Source organism: Halomonas sp. H5 (assembly GCF_050613175.1).
Taxonomy (GTDB): Bacteria; Pseudomonadota; Gammaproteobacteria; order Pseudomonadales; family Halomonadaceae; genus Bisbaumannia; species Bisbaumannia salifodinae.
Window position 1 is genome coordinate 2485565 of the sequence record NZ_CP192510.1, and the last position, 19208, is coordinate 2504772.

20 protein-coding genes are annotated in these 19208 nt (G+C 67.7%); 12 read left to right on the forward strand and 8 right to left on the reverse strand.

The window, feature by feature from the left end:
• Window positions 1-14: 14 nt before the first annotated feature.
• Entirely contained in the window at window positions 15-1214 is a 1200-nt protein-coding gene (locus ACQ1W9_RS11540) for an alcohol dehydrogenase catalytic domain-containing protein (protein ID WP_431023502.1), read from the forward strand.
• Window positions 1211-2272 carry a proline racemase family protein gene (locus ACQ1W9_RS11545; protein WP_431023503.1) on the forward strand — a complete coding sequence of 354 codons (1062 nt, stop codon included), beginning with the start codon at window positions 1211-1213 and terminating at the stop codon, window positions 2270-2272. Before ACQ1W9_RS11540 ends, ACQ1W9_RS11545 begins: the two co-directional genes overlap by 4 nt.
• A gap of 41 nt (window positions 2273-2313) precedes the next feature.
• Here the strand turns inward: ACQ1W9_RS11545 and ACQ1W9_RS11550 are convergent, their stop codons facing one another.
• Both ACQ1W9_RS11550 and ACQ1W9_RS11555 read right to left on the reverse strand, forming a co-directional pair.
• Window positions 2314-2580: a hypothetical protein gene (locus ACQ1W9_RS11550; RefSeq protein ID WP_431023504.1), complete on the reverse strand. Its 267-nt coding sequence runs from the start codon at window positions 2578-2580 to the stop codon at window positions 2314-2316.
• Window positions 2581-2760: 180 nt separating this feature from the next.
• Window positions 2761-2940, reverse strand: a complete 180-nt coding sequence (locus ACQ1W9_RS11555; RefSeq protein ID WP_431023505.1) for a hypothetical protein — start codon at window positions 2938-2940, stop codon at window positions 2761-2763.
• Window positions 2941-3115: 175 nt separating this feature from the next.
• Between ACQ1W9_RS11555 and ACQ1W9_RS11560 the strand changes: the two genes are divergently transcribed.
• The 3 genes from ACQ1W9_RS11560 (at window position 3116) to ACQ1W9_RS11570 (ending at window position 5375) form a co-directional block, all read left to right on the forward strand.
• Window positions 3116-3529, forward strand: a complete 414-nt coding sequence (locus tag ACQ1W9_RS11560; protein ID WP_431023506.1) for a VOC family protein — start codon at window positions 3116-3118, stop codon at window positions 3527-3529.
• 124 nt (window positions 3530-3653) lie between these two features.
• On the forward strand, window positions 3654-4787 hold the full coding sequence (locus tag ACQ1W9_RS11565; protein WP_431023507.1) for a TauD/TfdA family dioxygenase: 1134 nt from the start codon (window positions 3654-3656) through the stop codon (window positions 4785-4787).
• Window positions 4788-5375 carry an HD domain-containing protein gene (locus ACQ1W9_RS11570; protein WP_431023508.1) on the forward strand — a complete coding sequence of 196 codons (588 nt, stop codon included), beginning with the start codon at window positions 4788-4790 and terminating at the stop codon, window positions 5373-5375.
• A gap of 33 nt (window positions 5376-5408) precedes the next feature.
• Here ACQ1W9_RS11570 and ACQ1W9_RS11575 read toward each other — a convergent pair whose 3' ends face one another.
• From ACQ1W9_RS11575 to ACQ1W9_RS11590, 4 genes are all read right to left on the reverse strand, one after another.
• Complete coding sequence (locus ACQ1W9_RS11575) at window positions 5409-6308, reverse strand: LysR substrate-binding domain-containing protein (RefSeq protein WP_431023509.1); 900 nt, start codon at window positions 6306-6308, stop codon at window positions 5409-5411.
• 121 nt (window positions 6309-6429) lie between these two features.
• On the reverse strand, window positions 6430-7161 hold the full coding sequence (locus ACQ1W9_RS11580; protein WP_431023510.1) for a lipoyl protein ligase domain-containing protein: 732 nt from the start codon (window positions 7159-7161) through the stop codon (window positions 6430-6432).
• 233 nt (window positions 7162-7394) lie between these two features.
• On the reverse strand, window positions 7395-8561 hold the full coding sequence (locus ACQ1W9_RS11585) for a hypothetical protein (protein ID WP_431023511.1): 1167 nt from the start codon (window positions 8559-8561) through the stop codon (window positions 7395-7397).
• An 11-nt stretch (window positions 8562-8572) separates the two neighbouring features.
• Window positions 8573-8962, reverse strand: coding sequence for an SAM-dependent methyltransferase (locus ACQ1W9_RS11590; RefSeq protein WP_431023512.1), 390 nt, complete (start codon window positions 8960-8962; stop codon window positions 8573-8575).
• A gap of 409 nt (window positions 8963-9371) precedes the next feature.
• On the opposite strand from ACQ1W9_RS11590, the gene ACQ1W9_RS11595 reads away from it, so the two are divergent.
• Entirely contained in the window at window positions 9372-10409 is a 1038-nt protein-coding gene (locus ACQ1W9_RS11595) for a histone deacetylase family protein (RefSeq protein WP_431023513.1), read from the forward strand.
• A 354-nt stretch (window positions 10410-10763) separates the two neighbouring features.
• Window positions 10764-12608 (forward strand): monovalent cation:proton antiporter-2 (CPA2) family protein, encoded by a 1845-nt coding sequence (locus tag ACQ1W9_RS11600; protein ID WP_431023514.1) that lies wholly within the window; start codon window positions 10764-10766, stop codon window positions 12606-12608.
• Between the two features lie 34 nt (window positions 12609-12642).
• On the opposite strand, the gene ACQ1W9_RS11605 is transcribed toward ACQ1W9_RS11600, so the two are convergent.
• Window positions 12643-13530, reverse strand: coding sequence for a substrate-binding domain-containing protein (locus ACQ1W9_RS11605; protein ID WP_431023515.1), 888 nt, complete (start codon window positions 13528-13530; stop codon window positions 12643-12645).
• A 237-nt stretch (window positions 13531-13767) separates the two neighbouring features.
• On the opposite strand from ACQ1W9_RS11605, the gene ACQ1W9_RS11610 reads away from it, so the two are divergent.
• The 5 genes from ACQ1W9_RS11610 to ACQ1W9_RS11630 all read left to right on the forward strand — a co-directional run bounded on the left by ACQ1W9_RS11610 (window position 13768) and on the right by ACQ1W9_RS11630 (window position 18244).
• Window positions 13768-14472 carry an ABC transporter permease gene (locus tag ACQ1W9_RS11610; RefSeq protein ID WP_431023516.1) on the forward strand — a complete coding sequence of 235 codons (705 nt, stop codon included), beginning with the start codon at window positions 13768-13770 and terminating at the stop codon, window positions 14470-14472.
• The gene (locus ACQ1W9_RS11615; RefSeq protein WP_431023517.1) at window positions 14469-15209 is read left to right on the forward strand and encodes an ATP-binding cassette domain-containing protein; all 741 of its coding nucleotides are present in this window, start codon (window positions 14469-14471) and stop codon (window positions 15207-15209) included. Before ACQ1W9_RS11610 ends, ACQ1W9_RS11615 begins: the two co-directional genes overlap by 4 nt.
• Before the next feature lie 26 nt (window positions 15210-15235).
• Window positions 15236-16048 carry a substrate-binding domain-containing protein gene (locus ACQ1W9_RS11620; RefSeq protein ID WP_431023518.1) on the forward strand — a complete coding sequence of 271 codons (813 nt, stop codon included), beginning with the start codon at window positions 15236-15238 and terminating at the stop codon, window positions 16046-16048.
• Window positions 16049-16169: 121 nt separating this feature from the next.
• On the forward strand, window positions 16170-16844 hold the full coding sequence (locus ACQ1W9_RS11625) for a response regulator transcription factor (RefSeq protein ID WP_431023519.1): 675 nt from the start codon (window positions 16170-16172) through the stop codon (window positions 16842-16844).
• Entirely contained in the window at window positions 16841-18244 is a 1404-nt protein-coding gene (locus tag ACQ1W9_RS11630; protein WP_431023520.1) for a sensor histidine kinase, read from the forward strand. Before ACQ1W9_RS11625 ends, ACQ1W9_RS11630 begins: the two co-directional genes overlap by 4 nt.
• Here the strand turns inward: ACQ1W9_RS11630 and ACQ1W9_RS11635 are convergent.
• Window positions 18183-19208 carry an AbrB family transcriptional regulator gene (locus tag ACQ1W9_RS11635; RefSeq protein ID WP_431023521.1) on the reverse strand — a complete coding sequence of 342 codons (1026 nt, stop codon included), beginning with the start codon at window positions 19206-19208 and terminating at the stop codon, window positions 18183-18185. The two genes, ACQ1W9_RS11630 and ACQ1W9_RS11635, sit on opposite strands and share 62 nt — an antisense overlap.

The following is a 19208-nucleotide window of genomic DNA, read 5'->3' on the forward strand; positions in this document are numbered from 1 at the left end:
CAGGAAGCACGCCGATGCACGACACGACCTCTCCCGAGGCAATTCCCGCCACCATGGCCGCCATGGTGCTCACCGGCCATGGCGACGTGGACAAGCTGGTCTATCGCGACGACGTTCCCGTGCCCACGCCGGGGCCGGGCGAGGTGCTGGTGCGGGTCACCGCCACCGCAAAGAACAACACCGACCGCAAGGCCCGCGAGGGGCTCTACCCCACCAGGGAGAAGGGCGACGTCACCTCCTTCGCCATGGGTGGCGAGCCGACCCTGACCTTCCCGCGCATCCAGGGCGCCGATATCGCCGGCCGCGTGGTGGCGGTAGGCGACGGCGTCGACGCCGCGCGGATTGGCGAACGCGGCCTGCTCGACTTCAACCTCTATGCCGATACCCGGCGCGATATCAACCTGACCCCCGACTACTACGGCCACGGCGCCGACGGCGGCTATGCCGAATACGTGGCCCTGCCCGCAGATCAGTTCCATCATGTGCCCAACCCGGAACTCCGCGATGCGGAGCTCGCCGCCATGGGCATGTGCTCCTACCAGACCGCCTACCATATGATGACCTCGGCCAGGGTCGCGAGCGGCGAGCGGGTGCTGGTCAGCGGCGCCAGCGGCGGCGTGGGCACGGCGCTGATCCAGCTGTGCCGCATCGTCGGGGCGGTTCCCTATGCGGTGAGCCAGCCCGAGAAGGCCGAGGCGCTCCTGGCCCTGGGCGCCGAGGCGGTGATCGGCCGCGGCGACCTGCCGAGCTTCGTCGAGCGGGTGCTCGAGGCCACCGGCGGCGCGCCCATCGATGCGGTGATGGACCTGGTCGGCGGCGAGATGACCGACCGCTTTATCGACACCATGATCGGCGACATGCGGGCGCGCACCAGCTACCCGAGGCTCTCCATCGCCGGGGCCAGCGGCGGCAATGTGAGCGAGATCATGTGGACGCGCATCTACCTCTACCAGGTGCAGCTCTTCGGCATCTCCCATGGCACCCGGGAGGAGGCCGAGCAGCTCGTCGAGTGGATCCGCGACGGCCGGCTCAAGCCGGTGCTGCATGGCGCCTTCCCGCTCTCCGAGCTTCACGCCGCCGAGCGCTACTTCGTCAACCGCGGCAGCAACTTCCTGGGCAAGATCGTGATCGTTCCCGACGCCCAGTGGGACGAGCACGGCGCCCCCTTCGCCCTCGCCTCGACCACCTCCTCGACCCAGGAGCCGTCCGCATGAGCCGGCCGCTGACCTTCCAGATGATGGACACCCACGCCGGCGGCGACGTCAGCCGCATCGTGCTGGGCGGCATCACGCCCCTGCCCGGCGCCACGGTGCGCGAGCAGATGCACTACCTGCGCGACGATGCCGACGGCCTGCGCCAGCTGCTGCTCTTCGAGCCCTATGGCATCCCCGAGATGTCGGTGGACCTGATCGTCCCGGCCACCGACCCGGAGGCGGCGGCGGGCTATATCATCATGGAGGTGATGGGCTACCCCATCTATTCCGGCTCCAACACCATCTGCACCGCCACGGCGGTGCTGGAGGCGGGGATCGTGCCCAAGCGCGAGGGCATCCAGCGCTTCAAGCTGGAGGCGCCGGCGGGCCTGGTCTCCATCGAGGCCAAGGTGGAGAACGGCGTGGTGGAGGCGATCACCTGCGAGGGGCTGCCCAGCTACATCGATACCCACCGGGCATCGATCCATGTGCCGGAGCTGGGTAACGTCACCTACTCGGTGGCCTATAGCGGCGGCTTCTACGCCCTGGTGGAGGCGGCCGAGCTGGGCTTCGACCTGACCCGGGACGAGGAGCGCGCGCTTGCCGACTGCGCCCACAAGATCGTCGAGGCGATCCAGGCCGAGCGGGGCTTCTCCCACTACACCCTGGGCGACGTGGGCCCCCTGCCCTTCCTGCACTTCATGGGCCCGGTGGAGCGGGTCGCCGATGACTTCTACCGCTCCCGCTCCACCACCTATGTGCACCCGGGGGTGATCTGCCGCAGCACCACCGGCACCGGCACCTCGGCGCGCCTGGCGCTGATGCACCACGAGGGGCGCATCAAGCCCGGCGACCGCCTGGAGACGGTTTCCCTGCGCGAGACCGGCTTTATCGGCACCTTCACCGGCACCCATCAGGCGGGCGAGCACAGCGTGGTGGAGAACACCATCACCGGCAAGGGCTATGTGCTGGGGCATACCCAGGTGGTGGTCAACTGCGACGACCCCCTGGTGGAGTGCGCCGGCCTGCGCCATATTCTGGAGGATGACCGGCCAGATACCCGACAGGAGGCGCCCTAAACAGCCGAATCGCGGTGTCTGGCGAGCGTGTAGAACCTGAATCAGCAGCGCCGCTGCATTCTCAGCCCGGGCGGGCAAAAACGGCCACCGCGGCGATCGTCGTAGTAGTAGTGGTGGCGCTCCACGCGGCGGTGGCGATGGCGGTCATGATAACGCCGATCGTCACCGCGATAATGACGATGACCGCCATAGCCATCGATCTCGATCAGGGGCCGCGTCTCCACCCGGGCAGGGGTATAGCTGCAACCCGCCAGGGTCAGGGTGGATGCCACCACGGCCAGCATCAGCATACGCACGGGAATTCTCATGGGGGTACCTCGCAAGGCAAGCAGTTGGTGATCTCCCTTCATTCCCGGTCCGGTCCCGATTCCTGTCACCCCTGATGATGGCGGCCTCTGGCAGGCCCATGGGACGCAGACACCGTTCCATGACCATGCCCCAGGCGGCGAATTCCCACCAGCCGAGAGCAAGGAAAAAGCGTGTAATCTTCAGCAACGTCCCTTCTTGGCCTGCCCCGGCGGGCAGAAGCGGCCCCGCGAATGGCTACCATGATCGTCGTCGATGATGATCAGTGGTTCGGACTCGATGCGAGCGGGGGTATAGCTGCAACCCGCCATGACCAAGCCGGCGGTGACCACCACGAGGGGAATCCATAGGAACCGTGACATGGGACCTCCATGTTGTTGTCGGGGAGCATTGGTGTCGCCCATTCTAACCGTGAGCACCGCGCTCTCCCATGTGGCGCAACGGCGACGCGCCTGTCGCTATTTCAAGACAGCCGTCTATGCTGAGGTGACAAGCGCCTCGCAAGGCCTCAATCCAAGCGATACCCGGTGAAATCCCATGCTGCCCATCCACGGCATCGACCACCTGGTGCTGCGTATCCGTGACGAGCAGGCCATGCTGGCCTTCTACGTCGAGACGCTGGGCTGCACCCTGGAGAAGCGCCAGGACGAACTCGGCCTGATCCAGCTGCGCGCCGGCGACGCCCTGATCGACCTGGTCCCCGTGGACGGCCCTTTGGGCCGCCGCGGCGGGCCGGCCCCGGGGCGCGAGGGCCATAACCTGGATCACTTCTGCCTGCGCTTGGCGCCCTTCGACGAGGCGGCCATCCGGGCGCATCTCACTGCCCATGGCATCGAGGCCGGTGACACCCAGCGCCGCTACGGCGCCGAGGGTTATGGCCCCTCCCTCTACCTGCAGGACCCGGAAGGCAATACCGTCGAACTCAAGGGGCCGCCCGAGGCGGAAGCATAGGAAAGAGGCATAAGAAAATTGCATACCGAGGGATAAGGGACCGGCCCTAGTCCGGCCTTGGCTCGTCCATCACCATGCCAGCGATCGCCAGCATGATGACCCGAGCCAACCGAGGAAGCCCGACATGTCCGTCCGCCATGCGTTCGTCATTCACGAGCAACCGCCATCGATCGTCCTCGACGACGGGGAGCGACCACGGGAACTCAGCCCACTGTGGCTACGCGAACGGACCCAGGCGCCCGACCAGTTGGAGCCGATGACCCAGCAGCGCCTGTTCGATTCCCATGCCATCGATGCGGCGCTGACGCTCGAAAGTGCCACCCTAATCGACGAGCACCACGCGACACTTGCGTTCAGCGATGGCCATCGCGAGACCTATGATCTCCGCCGGCTGGCCGCCGAACTGGACGGCACCATGCGCTTCCCGGCCGCCGAGCCCTGGGACGCCAGCCTGGATCAGGCGCACGTGCGCTTCGACTGGCGGCGGGTGCTCGAAGAGCCAAACGTCTTCCGCGCCTCCCTGGCAGCCTACCTGCGCTACGGCTATCTCATTCTGCATGGCGTGCCCACCGACCCCGAACGCATCCTTCAGGTCGGCGGCCACTATGGCTACGTCAAGGAGACCAACTTCGGCCGCTACTTCGAGGTCTACTCGCGGCCGAGCGGCAACGACCTGGCCTATCGCAGCGTGGCGCTGGGCCCGCATACCGACAACCCCTATCGCAATCCGGTGCCGGGCATCCAACTGCTGCACTGCCTGGTCAACGAGACTAGCGGAGGGCTCTCGACCCTGGTCGACAGCCTCAAGGTCCTCGAGCGGCTACGTGAGGAAATTCCCGAGGGCTACGCGCTGCTCAAGACCATCCCGGTACGCTTCCGCTTCATCGATGCCGGCACCGAGTTGGTCACCCACCGCACCATGATCCAGAGCGACGACGACGGCCATCCTACCGGGGTCCACTACAGCCCGCGCCTGGACGCCCTGCCGCTGCTCTGCGATGCCCAGACGCGGCTGTTCCACCGCGCCCGCCAGCGGCTCGGCGAACTGTTCTCGGACCCGGCCTACCAGGTGCGTTTCGCCCTCGAGGCCGGCGAGCTGATGCTGTTCGACAACAGCCGCGTGCTGCACGGGCGCACCGGCTACGACGCCAACGAGGGGCATCGCCACCTGCAGGGCTGCTATCTCGACACCGACGGCCCGCGCGAGCGCTTCGCGAGCCTCTTGAAACACCGTGATTCGATCGAGGAGGTCGCCTGAATGGAACAGGTCGCGTTCCGACAGATGAAGGAGGGCACCCGGGAAGAGTACGTTTTTCTCGAGGGCCTGGAAGCCGAGTTCAACCGGGGCCTGGTGGATCGCCTGCTGCGGGCGCTGCGCCACCTGGAGCACGGCCTGAGCGGCTACCGGGTCTCACGGCTGAAGCATTCGCTGCAGTCCGCCGCCCGTGCCGAGGCCGACGGCGCCGACGATGACATGATCGTCGGCGCCCTGCTGCACGATCTCGGCGACGAGCTGGCACCCTATAACCACTCCCAACTGGCCGCGGCGATCATTCGCCCCTATGTGCGCGGCGAAGTCACCTGGGTGGTGCACCACCACGGCCTCTTCCAGAAGGTCTACTACGCCCACCACTTCGGCGACGACCCGCGCGAGCGGGACCGTTACCGGGATCACCCCTGGTACCAGAGCTGCGTCGACTTCTGCGAGCGCTACGACCAGGCCGCCTTCGACCCGGACTACCCGACGCCGCCGCTCGAGCACTTCGAGCCGATGCTGCGCCGGGTGTTCTCGCGCCCGCCCTTCGATCCGGCGGTGGTCGGCGAAGAGCATCCGCTGGAAGCGTAACGCGCCATCCCGGATTCGACACCAACGCCCCCGTCAGGCACTGGCCCCCGACGGGGCGCGATGGACGGCGTCGAGCAGCCAGTCGCCGATCGGCTCGACCAGCGCGCTGCGGTGATGCTTGACGCTGAGCCAGTAGCCATAGTCCTTGCGCATCACCCGGGGCCCCAGGGCGATCAGCTCGCCGCTGGCCAGGTAATCCTCGACGAGGAGCGACCAGCCCAGCGCCACGCCCTGGTGAGCCAGGGCGGCATTCAGCAGCAGGGCGTAATTATGGTAGGAGAAGGCGTCCTCCTCCGGCGTCAGGCTCAGGCCAGCCTGCCGGCACCACTGTGCCCAGTCGAGCCAGCGCGGATCCTTGATGTCCTGGTGCAGCAGCGACAGCCGCATCAGGTCAGAGGCCGTCAGGGTGCCCGCCAGGCCATGCTCGCTGGCGTAGTCGGGGCTGCAGACGGGGAAGACCGCCTCGCTGGCCACCCGCCGTCCCGGCTCCTGCGCCATATAGGGGCCGAAGCGGATGGCGATATCGGCGGCCTGCAGGGCGGGGTCATCGGCCCGATCGGTAGGCAGCAGCTTGAAGGTGAAATCCGGAAAGGCCCGCTTGAGCGCCGGCAGCCGCGGCCGCAGCCACAAGTGCATAAAGCCCGAGCCGGCGGCGATCACTACCGCGGGCGGGGGGCGCTCACCGTGGCGCATCAGCCGCTCGCAGGCCTGGCGGATCTCCTTGAGGCCGGGGGCGATCTCCCGATGGAAGCGTTCGCCCTGGGCGCTAAGGGTCAGGCGCCCTCCCTTGCGATCGAACAGCGGCAACCCCAGGTGCTCCTCCAGCACACGGATACGCTGCGATATCGTCGGCTGGGTGGTGCCCTCCTCCTCGGCGGCCGCCGTCATCGAGCCAAGACGGGCCGTGGCCTCGAAGGCAATCAGCGCTCGCATGGAAGGGGGACTCTGACTCATGGGGGACCTTAGCATTATTCCATGGGGGGCCAAGAACCGTCCCTTATCGGCAAGGATGCTCGCAGCCCGTCGGGATGGATTATCGCCGACGGGAGGGCAGTTACGCCATGGGAGGCGCCTCGGTCAAGCGCGCCAGCAACTCAGGCAGGGCCGATTCGACCCGCGCCTCCGGCACCACCTGGCCCAGGGCGATATGGCTGGACGGCGAGAAGCATTCCGGGTCGCCGATGGTGGCCTGGAAGGCGTTGACCACCCCCACCAGGGCCTCCGGGGTCTCCCCCACCTGCATGGCGCCATGGGCCAGCATCGCCATGTCCTTGCTGCCCCGCACCCGCCGCCAGCGCTGGGCGGTGCCCACCAGCTTGCGCTCGCCGATGCGCACATTGAAGCGCCCGTCGCAGTAGGCCCCCGGGGCCGCTCCCAGATTGGCCTCGGCCACTCCCAGGGCACGCAACCAGTCGCACCAGGGCATCCCCAGGCGCTGGTAGCCCCACTCCAGGTGGGCGGCGGAGCTCGTGACCCGGCAGCGCAGCGCCAGGGCCACGTTAATCACGGCCGGACATTGCGGCACCGGGGTGCCGCCGGTGGAGCGGAACTGGATCGGCCAGCCCCGCGCCTGCAGTGCCGCCCGGGCCTCGGCAAAGCCGTCCAGGCGCTCGTGACGACGCGGCATCACCAGGGCACGGTCATGGGGCGACCAGGCGACCAGGCCGAACTCGCTCTCACCCTGGCAGATCGACTCCAGCAGCGCCTCCTCCAGGGCCAGGCCCTGCGCCACGCTGGGGCGCTGCAGGGCCAAGGGGTCACTTTCCAGGGGGAAGGCGTGAGTCATGGGTCGAGCTCCGTGTCAGAGTTCGGGGTCGAAGGCAAGGCAGAATCATCGTACCCCAGTCTCTACCGGCGCATGAAGCGCCTGGGCATCGTGCCGCCCAACCAGCAGAACCCGCCGACGCCGAGCTGATCCGACCTCGCTCAGGCCGTCTCGGCAATGGGGCGCCCCACGCTAAGCGACTCGATCGGCGCGGCGGGGAAGTCGCGGAAGGCGATGCCCGCCCGGCCCCAGCGTCAGCGCGCTTCCCCCAACTGCAGTACATGATAAATCGCCCGCCACAGCTCCCAGCCGTCGCGCCACCCCGCCGTGACCTCCACGTGCCCTAGCCCCCCGGCTTCGAACAGGCGGGCCTGGCCGGCCGGGAGCGCATCGCGCAGACGCCGTGAGTGGCTGACGGGGATGACCCGGTCGTCCGGCCCATGAATCAGGACCAGCCGCGCCTCGAGCGCATCGAGGTCGCGGGCCGAGAGGTCGAGGGCAGCGACCTGCTCGCGCAGGGGCCCCGGCAGCGCCTCGATCAGCGTTGCCACCCGGGCCGGATCCCGGTTGCTGACCAGCTCATACAGGGCCCTTCCCTGGGGGCCGAGCCCGCGGACCTCGGCCGGCGGAGCGTCATCGCCGGCCAGGCGGCGGCGTGCCATGGCTTCCAGCCGCGCCCGGTCCCCGGCGTCCTCCAAGCGGTGCAGCTGACTCAGCAGCACCATCCAGCGCGCCTCGCGCTGAGGCGGCGGGGAGCGTCGGCCGCCCCCGCCACGATCTTCCCCGGTGGTGACGTAGCGGAGCATATCGGTGAGGTCGTAGTAGCCGCCCACGGCGATCACGAAGCGTACCCGGTGAGCCGTGTCCGGCCGCATGGCGGCGAGGATCGCCGGTCCCACCGCGAAGCTGATGGCGGCAAGCCCGGTGCCCGACTCCGCCGCCGGCACCGTCGTCGTGGCGTGGCGTATCACGGCGGCGATCCGCTCCACCTCGCGAGTGCCCACGGAGAAGTCTCGCAACCCTTGCAGTTCCGGCACGATCACCGTGAAATCGGCGCGGGCCAGCGTCCGTGCCAGGGCCACCAGGCGGGGATCGCGCCGCCCCGCCTCGGTAAAGCCGTGCACCAGGATCAGGGCGCCGCGACGCGGCTCGGCCGGATGGTAGAGGTCTACCGCCTGATCGCGGCCCGCCACCGCATAGGTCATCGCCTCGCGCGCCGGCGCCGGGGTATGGCGTTTCAGCTGGCTCGGGGCGTCGACCGCGGCGAGGTCATGCAGCACCAGCAGCGCCTCCTGGCCCCGCCCCAGGGTGGTACACCCGGACAGCAGGCAGAGCCCGACCACGAACCACAGGCCGAGGAGCCCCCGGGCGAGCCTCGCGCCGGGGCGTGCCGGGGGGCCGGTGACGCCGAACCCGTGCATCGTCGAGCTCCTCAACCCGGGGGGCGGGTGGCCGGGCCAGACACGCGGTAGGCAATGCTCTCAATGCCGGCGATCTCCAGCTGCTGGGTGACCACCTCGGGATTGGCCATGGAGAAGGGCCCCGGGCCGCAGGCGTCCTCGAGAAACTGCTCGACACAGTCCAGGCTTAGTCCCTCGCCCCGGGGGCCGGTCCGACGTGCCAGCGCCCTGGCGGTATCGCCCCAGCCGCAGCCGACGTCGAGGATCCGGCTGCCCGGTGCGATGGAGAGGTGGTCGAGGGGCCCCCGGCTATGGTAGCTCAGGCCATTCATCAGGATGTCCTGGAAGCGATCGAACTTCTCGGCCAGGGTGTCGTTCCAGAATTCGACGTACTCACTGGCCGCTGGTGGCGTCTGGTTCATGGCACGCCTCCGAATGGGAGCCATGGGTGACACGACGCCGAGGCGCCGCCAGTCGGCGCCGGGACATCGCCTTTCCCTCGTCTCGCCGCCTCCCTATCAGTTCTAGCAGTCAGGGACTTGTTGCGCGGCCCTGGCCCTGGCGGCTCGACGGGCCGGCCTAGTCGAACCCCGCCCGGCGCGCCCCTCCAGATAGTGCTCGGCATCGGTGTCATGCCGTAGGGGCGGGCGCGGCCAGCCATTCCAGGCAGCCGATATAGGCGGGGAAGGCGCCACGGCGAGGAGGACTCTCGGAGTTGGCGCGAGGCGAGCCAGGGCTCCTCCCTGGACAAACCGAGACCCTCCTGCTAGACAAGGCGGAATCCCTCGGCTCCCCATGGGGGCCTCTCCCTGGCCTCAGGAGGCTACTCCCGTGCTGACCGTCTTCAGTACCAAGCATCGCCTGCACCACGGTTGCGAACTCAAGGATGGGGCCATCAGCCCCTCCTTCGAGAATCCGCAACGCGCCGAAACCGTCTTGGCCCGTGTTTGCAGCACGGGCCTGGGAGAGGTCATCGGCGAACGGGAGTTCGACCGCGGCTGCTATGTCGCGGCGCACAGCGAACGCTACGTGAGCTTCCTGGAAAGCGCCTGGGCGCAGTGGGCGGCGACGGGAAAGACCCATGATGCCCTGCCGCTGGTCTGGCCGGTGCGTGATCTGGCGATCGACCAGGAGCCCGGACACATCGATGGCAAGCTCGGCTTCTACGCCATGGATGCAGGAGCCCCCATCACCGCCCACACCTGGGAAGCCGTCCGCGGCAGCGCCAATGTGGCACTGACGGCGATGGACGCCATCAGTGACCGCGGCCACCCGGCCTTCGCCCTCTGCCGGCCGCCTGGCCATCATGCGGCACGCGAATACATGGGGGGCTACTGCTACCTGAATAATGCGGCCATCGCGGCAGAGCACGGCCTGCGTCGAGGCGCCAAGCGAGTCGCCGTGCTGGATGTCGACTTTCACCACGGCAATGGCACGCAGAATATCTTCTATGATCGTGATGAGGTGTTCTTCGCCTCGCTACACGGCGATCCCCATGTCTCCTACCCCTACTTCTCGGGGTACGCGAATGAGCAAGGCACGGGGAAAGGAATGGGCTATACCGCCAACTACCCGTTGCCGGCGGGCACCTCCTGGGGTCCCTACCGAGACGCCCTGCAAGATGCCCTGGATCGTATCGAGGCGTTCCGGCCCGACTGCCTCGTCGTCTCTCTCGGCGTGGATACCTTCGAGGCAGACCCGATCAGCCACTTCCGGCTTACCAGCGAGGACTTCCTCCGCCTGGGCGAGCGAATTGCCAGCGTCGAACTCCCGACGCTCTTCGTCATGGAGGGGGGCTATATGGTCGATGAGATCGGCATCAATGCCGTAAACACCCTGCAAGGATTCGAGCAAAGAGGCCGTCATTAACCCGAGGCACCGGGATAGTGGAGACCAACCATTTGATTAAAAATCCACCAGCATCAACCGACCATTCTCTCTAATATCAGGAAATATCATATATAACCCTCGGAGATACTTGATTACCCACTTTATCCTAGCTTTCTCCATCGGAGGCCGACGCGGCCTCCCATAAGCGACCCAAAATCCACAAAAATAACACCCCTTTACCAACAGACTAAAACGACCCACCATATGGAAAAGAAAACACCTAAACCTTCCAGGCGCTTTCATTCCCCCTCGCATTGCATTACATTTACCCTTATCAATCCGGGGAAATTCACGCCCCGCGCTTTGCTTGTATTGGCCTGAGGAAGCACGACCATGCTTGAAATAGCACTAATTTATCTAGCCGCCGCCGTCGTGGCCGTCCCGGTCGCCAAACGGCTCGGTCTTGGGTCCGTGCTCGGCTATCTGCTGGCAGGCATCCTGATCGGCCCCTTCGTGCTGGGCTGGGTGGGGGATCAAGCGGATGTCATGCACGTGGCCGAGTTTGGTGTAGTGATGATGCTGTTCCTGGTCGGCCTGGAGCTGGAGCCGGCCAAGCTGTGGAGATTGCGCAGACCCATCCTGGGCCTGGGCGGCCTTCAGGTCATACTCACCAGCGCCCTGATATTTGCTGGTGCCACTGTGATCTTCTCCATGCAGTGGCAATCGGCGCTGGCCCTGGCGTTAATGCTATCGTTATCATCCACCGCCATCGTCCTGCAAACGCTGGCGGAAAAGGGCTGGATGCAGCAAGAGGCCGGGAGAAATTCTTTTGCCGTCCTGTTGTTTCAGGACATCGCGGTCATTCCGATTCTGGCTCTGCTGCCCTTGCTGGCCTTCTTGCCCCCCCTGGAGAGTGCGGAACAAACCGAATCACTGATCAGTCACTTTCCGGTACTTTCCCAGGTCGGAATATCCGTACTCACTATCGCGGCAATCATCTTGGCCGGGCACTATGTCTCATCCCCTATCTTTAGATATATCGCGGAAACTCGCCTGAGAGAAGTCTTCACTATCTTTGCGCTTTTCCTGGTTATCGCCATCGCACTACTGATGCAGAAAGTCGGGCTTTCGCCGGCACTCGGCACCTTTCTAGCGGGGGTAGTCCTGGCGGAAAGCGAGTTCCGCCACGAACTGGAAGTCGACATCGAACCCTTCAAGGGCTTGCTGCTTGGCCTGTTCTTTATCACCGTAGGCGCCTCAATAGACTTCGCCCTTCTGGGACAGAAGTTGATTACGGTGATGCTGCTTGTTGCTGCCTTGATGGCGGTGAAGGCCCTGGTTCTTTTCTCCCTGGCTCGCCTCCTGAAAATGGAGAAAAGCAGCCAACTGCTGTTCGCGCTAGCGCTAGCCCAAGGCGGCGAATTTGCCTTTGTACTGCTTAACTTGACCTCCTCACTACAGATTCTCACACCAGAACAGACCAAGCTCACCACCCTGGTGGTGGCGATCTCCATGCTTTGCGCACCGCTACTTCTCAGCCTGTACGACACCCTGAGCCAACACGGGAAAGGAGAAAAACCCGACTTTGATAGTCCCGAGGAAATCGCCACCTCCAAGCAGGTCATCATCGCCGGCTATGGCCGGTTCGGCCAGGTGGTCGGCCGCCTGCTGGTCGCCCAGGGCTATCAGGTGACCGTCCTGGATCACAGCCCACATCAGATCGAGCTGCTACGCCGACTGGGCAAGAAGGTCTTCTACGGCGATGCCGGGCGGAAAGAATTGCTCGATGCCGCCGGCGCCGAGCAGGCGGAATTGCTGGTGATCGCCATCGACGATCCCGACAAGACCCTGTCGATCATCGAGTTGGCGAAAAAGCACTACCCCAGGTTGAAGATCGCCACCCGGGCCTACGACCGACGTCATGCCTATGAGCTGATCAAGCGCGATGTGGCACACTTCAGCCGCGAAACCTTCGAGTCGGCCCTGACCCTGGCGGTCACCTCGCTGACCTTGCTGGGCAACGATGAGCAGAGCAGCCGACGCGCCGCGGAGGTATTCAAGGCCCACGATATCGACTCCCTGCACCAGTTGGCGGCGCTCTGGGGCGACGACGAAAGCTATGGTATCGCCGTCCACCGGCGCAGGAAGGACCTGGCTCAGGTGCTGGCGGAGGATGAAAAGGCCGCCGAGAGCCTCGCCTCGGAGCCCATTGCGGCGACCCGACACAGGGCGGAATAGGCGCGACAAGGCACCACCGCCGCGTACCACGGGGTCAGGCGTTATAGACCACCCGCCCCTGCTCGCTCAGATCATAACCGCCCAGGGCCGCCGCTCGATCGGCGAAGCGCGGCTCCCGGGTAAAGGTCAGCAGGCGCTGGATCGGTGCCTCGAAATAGTCCCGGCGGCGCATCAGCAGATCGAAGGGCTCCCAGTGCAGGGGCAGGAAATCGACGCCCTGGCGGCGCGCCGCCGCCGCCACCCCCAGGCCCACGTTCGCCTCTCCCTGGCGCACCGCCAGGGCCAGGTCGTCCTCGCTCAGGGCCAGATGATGCGCGAAGCATAGCGCCTCGGCCTCGACACCCTGGCGCGCCAGCAGGTAGCGCAGCAGCCGTTCGGCCCCGGCGTCCGGCTGACGCCGGGCCACCACCACCCCCGGCCGGGTCAGGTCCGCCAGGCCGCGGATAGCGAGCGGATTGCCCGGGGCGATCAAGAGCCCCTGGCGGCGACGCCCCCAGCGCAGCGCCACCAGATCGCCCATGGCGCCCAGCCCCAGGCGCGCCGGATCATTGTAGGCGCCGCTTTCGGGGTCGAGCAGATGCACCCCGGCCAGCATCGCATCGCCCTCGGCCAGGCGTCGTACCCCGTCGCCGCTGCCGTGACAGAGCAGCGCCAGGTCGCAGCCGCTCTCGCGCACCGCCCACTCCAGCAGCGGGTCCTGGCTGCCCGCCAGCACCGGAGGCGCAGCGCGACGACCGGCCCGATCCCCCTCCAGGTGGTGCATCAGCCACAGGTCCAGGCTATGGCGGGGAAACAGCAGCTTGCCGGTGACCCGGGTGCAGGGGATCACCCCCTGGGCGGCCAGGTCGTAGAGCTTGCGCTCCTTGAGGCGGAGGTAGGCGGCCGCCTCAATGGTGGTCAGATAGGTCGCTGTAGATTCCATCCGGTTCCTCCCTTCTCCCTCGAGGCGCAGCTAATACCAGACGGCCGCCTCGGCGGTGGCCAGATAGGTCGGCTGGGGTTCCACGCCGGCGTCCTCTGGCCGTGTTCCCAGGGCGCCACCGAGCGTCGTATCGACGCCAGGCTTCGTCGTCTCACTGCATTATCCTGCATATTTTCCAGCATAGGATGCATCAACGCGAATTAATGCAGAAGATGCGAGAAGACCCAGGGAGACACGATGCCCACCTCCGATTCCGCCTTTATCACCGCCCTGAACCTGGTCCTCGGCCTGGACCCGGCCCTGCTGGCGATCGTCGCCCTGTCGCTGCAGGTGTCGCTGGCGGCGGTGCTGATCGCCGCCCTGATCGGCCTGCCCCTGGGCGCGGCCCTGGCGCTATGGCGCTTCCCCGGCCGCGGCCTGCTGATCGTGGTGCTCAATGCGCTGATGGGGCTGCCCCCCGTGGTGGCGGGCCTGGCGGTCTATCTGCTGCTCTCCCGGGCCGGCCCCCTGGGCCAGTTCGGCCTGCTGTTCACGCCCGGCGCCATGGTGGTCGCCCAGGTGGTGCTGATCCTGCCGATCATCGCCGCCCTGACCCGCCAGCAGGTCGAGGAGCTCCACGGCGAGTATGCCGAGCAGCTGACCTCCCTGGGGCTGACGCGGCTGCGGCGCATTCCCACCCTGCTGTGGGACGCCCGCCTGGGGCTGATCACCGTGGTACTGGCCGGTTTCAGCCGCGCCAGCGCCGAGGTGGGGGCGGTAATGATCGTCGGCGGCAATATCGATGGCGTCACCCGGGTGATGACCACCGCCATCGTGCTGGAGACCAGCAAGGGCAACCTGGCCCTGGCCCTGGGCCTCGGCCTGGTGCTGCTGGTGCTGGTGACCCTGATCAACGGCGCCGCCCACCTGCTGGGCGAGATGGCGCGGAGGCGGCTGGGATGACCACCCTGAATCAACCCCTGACCCAGGCCATCCCCCCGCTGATCCTGGAGGAGGTGAGCTTTCGGCACCGCGGCCAGCCCCTGCTGGCCCCCGTGACCCTGCGCCTGGAAGGCTGTCGCCGCACCCTGGTGATGGGCCCCAACGGCGCCGGCAAGAGCCTGCTGATGCGCCTGGCCCATGGCCTGCTGGTGCCCAGCCAGGGACGCCTCCACTGGGAGGGCGAGACGCCACGCCAGGCCATGGTCTTCCAGCGCCCAGTGCTGCTGCGGCGCTCGGCGCTGGCCAACCTCACCCATGCCCTGGCGGTCAAGGACACGCCCCGCCGCCGCCGCAAGGCGCTGGCCCGGGAGGCCCTCGAGCGCTTCGGCCTGGCCGCCCTGGAGGGGCGTCCGGCCCGGGTGCTCTCTGGCGGCGAACAACAGAGACTGGCCCTGGCCCGGGCCTGGCTGCTGGAGCCTCGAGTGCTCTTCCTGGACGAGCCCACCTCGGCCCTGGACCCCGCCGCCATCCAGGCGGTGGAGGCCGCCGTCACGGAGTTCCATCGCCGCGGCACGCGCATCGTCATGAGCAGCCACGACCTGCATCAGGCGCGGCGCCTGGCCGATGACGTCCTCTTCCTGTGTGGCGGACGGCTGCTGGAGCACACCCCCGCCGAACGTTTTTTCACGGCACCGACCTCGGCGGAGGCCCGGGCCTTTATCCGCGGCGAACTGGTGGTCTCGCCGCCCCCTCCCTAGCCCCCAGCCATACGAAAGGAAGCGCCATGAACCAGATCGCAGCGACACTCGCCGGCCTCGGCCTGCTCGGCCTCTCCTCCGCCCTGTTCGCCCAGGAGGAGCCCCCCCATATCACCCTGGCCTCCACCACCTCCACCGAGAACTCGGGGCTCTTCGAGGTCATCCTGCCGCGGTTCACCGAGGCCTCCGGCATTGAGGTGCGGGTCGTCGCGGTGGGCACCGGCCAGGCCTTCGAACTGGCCCGCCGCGGCGATGCGGACGCCCTGCTGGTGCACGACACCAGCGGAGAGGAGCGTTTCGTCGCCGAGGGCTACGGCAGCGAGCGCGCCGATGTGATGTATAACGACTTCGTGCTGATCGGCCCCAGCGCCGACCCCGCCGAGGTCGCGGAGGCCGAGAGCATCACCGAGGCCCTGGTGCGAATCGCCGAGGCCGAGGCGCCCTTCGCCTCCCGCGGCGACGACAGCGGCACCCACCGCGCCGAGCAGCGCCTCTGGGAGGCCGCCGAGATCACCCCCGCCGCCCCCTGGTACCGCGAGCTGGGCAGCGGCATGGGCCCGACCCTCAACACCGCCGCCGGCATGGACGCCTACGTGATGAGCGACCGCGCCACCTGGGTGGCCTTCGCCAACCCCCAGGACCTGACCCTGCTCTTCGAGGGCGACGAGCGTCTCTTCAACCAATACGGCAGCGTGGTGATCGACGCCGAGCGCCACCCCCACCTCAAGCATGACCTGGCCGGCCAGTGGCACGCCTGGCTGCTCTCCGACGAGGGCCAGCAGGCCATCGCCGACTTCAGCGTCGACGGCCAGCAGCTGTTCTTTCCCAACGCCGACTAACGCTCTCTCACGGCGGCGCCCTCCCGGGCGTCGCTTCCTGTCGGCCGGCATCGACCTAGGACCCGAGCCACCCCATCGCGATATACTGCCCGCCTCGGCAACTCATGAGACGGGATGGCACGTGAAAGCGCTGGTAGTCGAAGACAACCCCAACCTGGCCACCTCCATCGCCACCTTCCTCACGGAGGCGGGCTTCCGGGTGGAGACCTGCGACGACGGCCAGGCCGCCGAGCAGTGGCTGCGCCACCTCTCCTTCGATCTGATCCTGCTCGACCTGGGGCTGCCCAACCTGGACGGCATCCACGTGCTGCGCCGGCTGCGCGCCCGACAGGACAAGACGCCGGTGCTGATCATCTCGGCCCGGGACGACCTGGATCAGCGGGTATTGGGCCTGGAGGAAGGCGCCGACGACTACCTGGGCAAGCCCTTCTCCCTGGTGGAGGTGGTGGCCCGGGCCAAGGCCCTGGTGCGCCGCGCCAAGCAGTTCGGCGAGAGCAGCCTGCAGTGCGGCGGCCTGGAGCTGCCCCCGGACAGCCCCACCGTGCTGGTCGACGGCGAGGCGGTGGCGCTGCACCGCCGCGAGCGGGAGGTCCTCGAGTACCTGCTGATCAACCAGGGGCGCCTGGTCAGCAAGGCGCAGATCATCGACCGCCTCTCCGACCTGGACGATGCGGTCACCCCTAGCGCCGTGGAGACCTATATCTCCCGCCTACGCAAGAAGATCGGTGACGCCGCCCAGCTACGCACCGTGCGCGGCCTCGGCTACCTCCTCGACGCCGGCGACCCGCGTCCATGAACTCGATTCGCGCCCGCCTGCTGCTGTGGATCGGCCTGCCCTTCAGCCTGGTGGGCATCCTCACCCTGATCGCCAGTCAGGTGGTGCTCTCCCGCCAGATCAACGAGACCTTCGATGCCATGCTGCTCAATGCCGCCGAGCGGGTGGAGCGGCGCATCCACTCGGTGGATGGCGAGCTGCGCATCAATATGCACTACTTCAGCATCAGCACCCTGGGCAGCCGCGGCGAGGGCAAGATCTTCTATCGCATCCGCGACGATGCCGGCCATATGCTGGCCGGCTTCGAGGGCCTGGAGGGCCCTCCCCCGGGCGCCGCCACGCCGGCCTTCTACGATACCGACTATGCCGGCAACGAACTGCGCGCCGTGGCCACCAGCTTCCCGGTGGTCCGCGCCACCCGGAGTGGCCACATCGAGGTGATCGTGGCCGAATCCACCGAGGCCCGCGACAGCCTGATCAACGACTTCCTGCTGACCCTCTCGGGACTGACCGCCGTGGGCGGCCTGCTCGCCGTGACCATCGCCCTGCTGGCGATCCACCAGGGCCTGGCGCCGCTGCGCGCCGTCAGCCGCGGCCTGCGCCAGCGCTCCCCCAATGACCTGGAGCCCATCGAGACCCGGGTGCCCCGGGAGGTCACCACCCTGGTGGCCAGCATCAACGGCCTGATGGCGCGGATGCGCCAGAGCATCCGCAATACCCAGCAGTTCAATGCCGATGTCTCCCACCAGCTGCGTACCCCGGTCTCGGAGATCCGCGCCCTGGCGGAGGTCACCGCGCGCCGCTGCGCGGACCCGACACTGCGCCGCCCCCTGGAAGAGATCGAGCGCATCGCCGAGCAGGCCGGCTACACGGTGCAGCAGTTGCTGACCCTGGCCAAGACCCGCCACGAGCTGGTGGACACCCGGGCCCTGGTGCCGGTGGCCCTCGGCGAAGTGTGCCGGGAGGCCTGCGCCGAGGCGGCCGCGCGCATCTACCAGCGCGGCCAGGAGCTGGAGTTTATCGAGCAGCAGGCCGGCGAGGTGCTCGGCGACCCGGTGCGGCTGCGCTGGCTGGTGCAGAACCTGATCGAGAATGCCAGCCAGCACGCCGGCGGCGAGGCCCCCTATCGGGGCCCCATCCGGGTGCGGGTCTTCCAGCGGGAGGGGGCGCCGGCGCTGAGCGTCGCCGACGACGGGGTGGGGGTGGCCGCCGACGACCTGGCCCGGCTCACCGAGCGCTTCTATCGGGCCAGCCCGGCGACCCCGGGCAGCGGCCTGGGCCTGGCCATCGTCGACGAGGTGGCCCGCGCCCACGGCGCCCGCCTCGACTTCGCCAGCCTCCCGGGCCAGGGACTGACCGTCAGCGTCGTCTTTGCGCCGCGGCACGACGCCGGCGCGCCAGGGCGATCAGCGGCGGCGTAAGCAGGATCAACAGCAGCAGGCGCAGCACATGGTGGGAGACCACATAGACCGGGTCGATCTCCAGCGCCACGGCGATCACCGCCATCTCGCCGACGCCGCCGGGCAGCAGCGCCAGCAGCACCGCCGCGAAGGGCAAGTCCGTCAGGCTCGACACCCCCCAGGCGGTGACCAGGGCCATCACCACCGCATAGGCGCCGAACGCCAGGCCGTAGCGCCCCACCCGGAGCAGCCGCGACCAACCGGTGCCCGAGAAACGCGAGCCCACCGAGCTGCCCAGGACCAGGAAGGTCAGGATCAGCAGCAGGTCCGGCAACACGATCCCATGGCCGAGGCTGGCCATGGCCGCGCCCACGGCGATGGGCCCCAGGAACTCGGGGATCGGCAGGCCCAGCAGCCGGCCCAGCCAGGCGCAGGCCGGGGCCAGCGCCAGCAGGTAGAGATCCCCCCAGTGGAGGCCGTTGCCCTCCCCCAGGACCACCCCGCCGGCGAGGTGACTGGCCAGCAGGGCGGCGGAGGCCACCACCATCACCAGGCGGATGGCATGGGTGATGGCGATCCAGCGCACGTCGGCGCCGAGGCGGTCGGCGAGGATGACGGCGCCGTTCATGCTTCCCGGGAAGGCGCAGAATAGCGCGCTGAGCCGGCTCATGCCGCTCAGTGCGAAGAGCCAGCGTCCGCCCAGCAGCATCAGCCCCATATAGCCGAGCATGGCCAGCACGCTGGGGTACCACTCCAGCAGGTGCGACAGCTCGCCCAGGTCGATGCGGTTGCCGATAAACAGGCCGAGCATGGCGATGGCGCCACGATGCAGGCGCGGGTCGATGCCCGCCTTCGCCCCGGCCAGGGAGGCCGCCAGCACCAGGAACAGCGGCCCCAGCATCCAGGCCAGGGGCAAGGCGGCCAGGGTGGCCAGGCCGCCCCCCAGGCCGCCGATCAGCAGGGTCAGCAGGCTGCGCTTGAACAT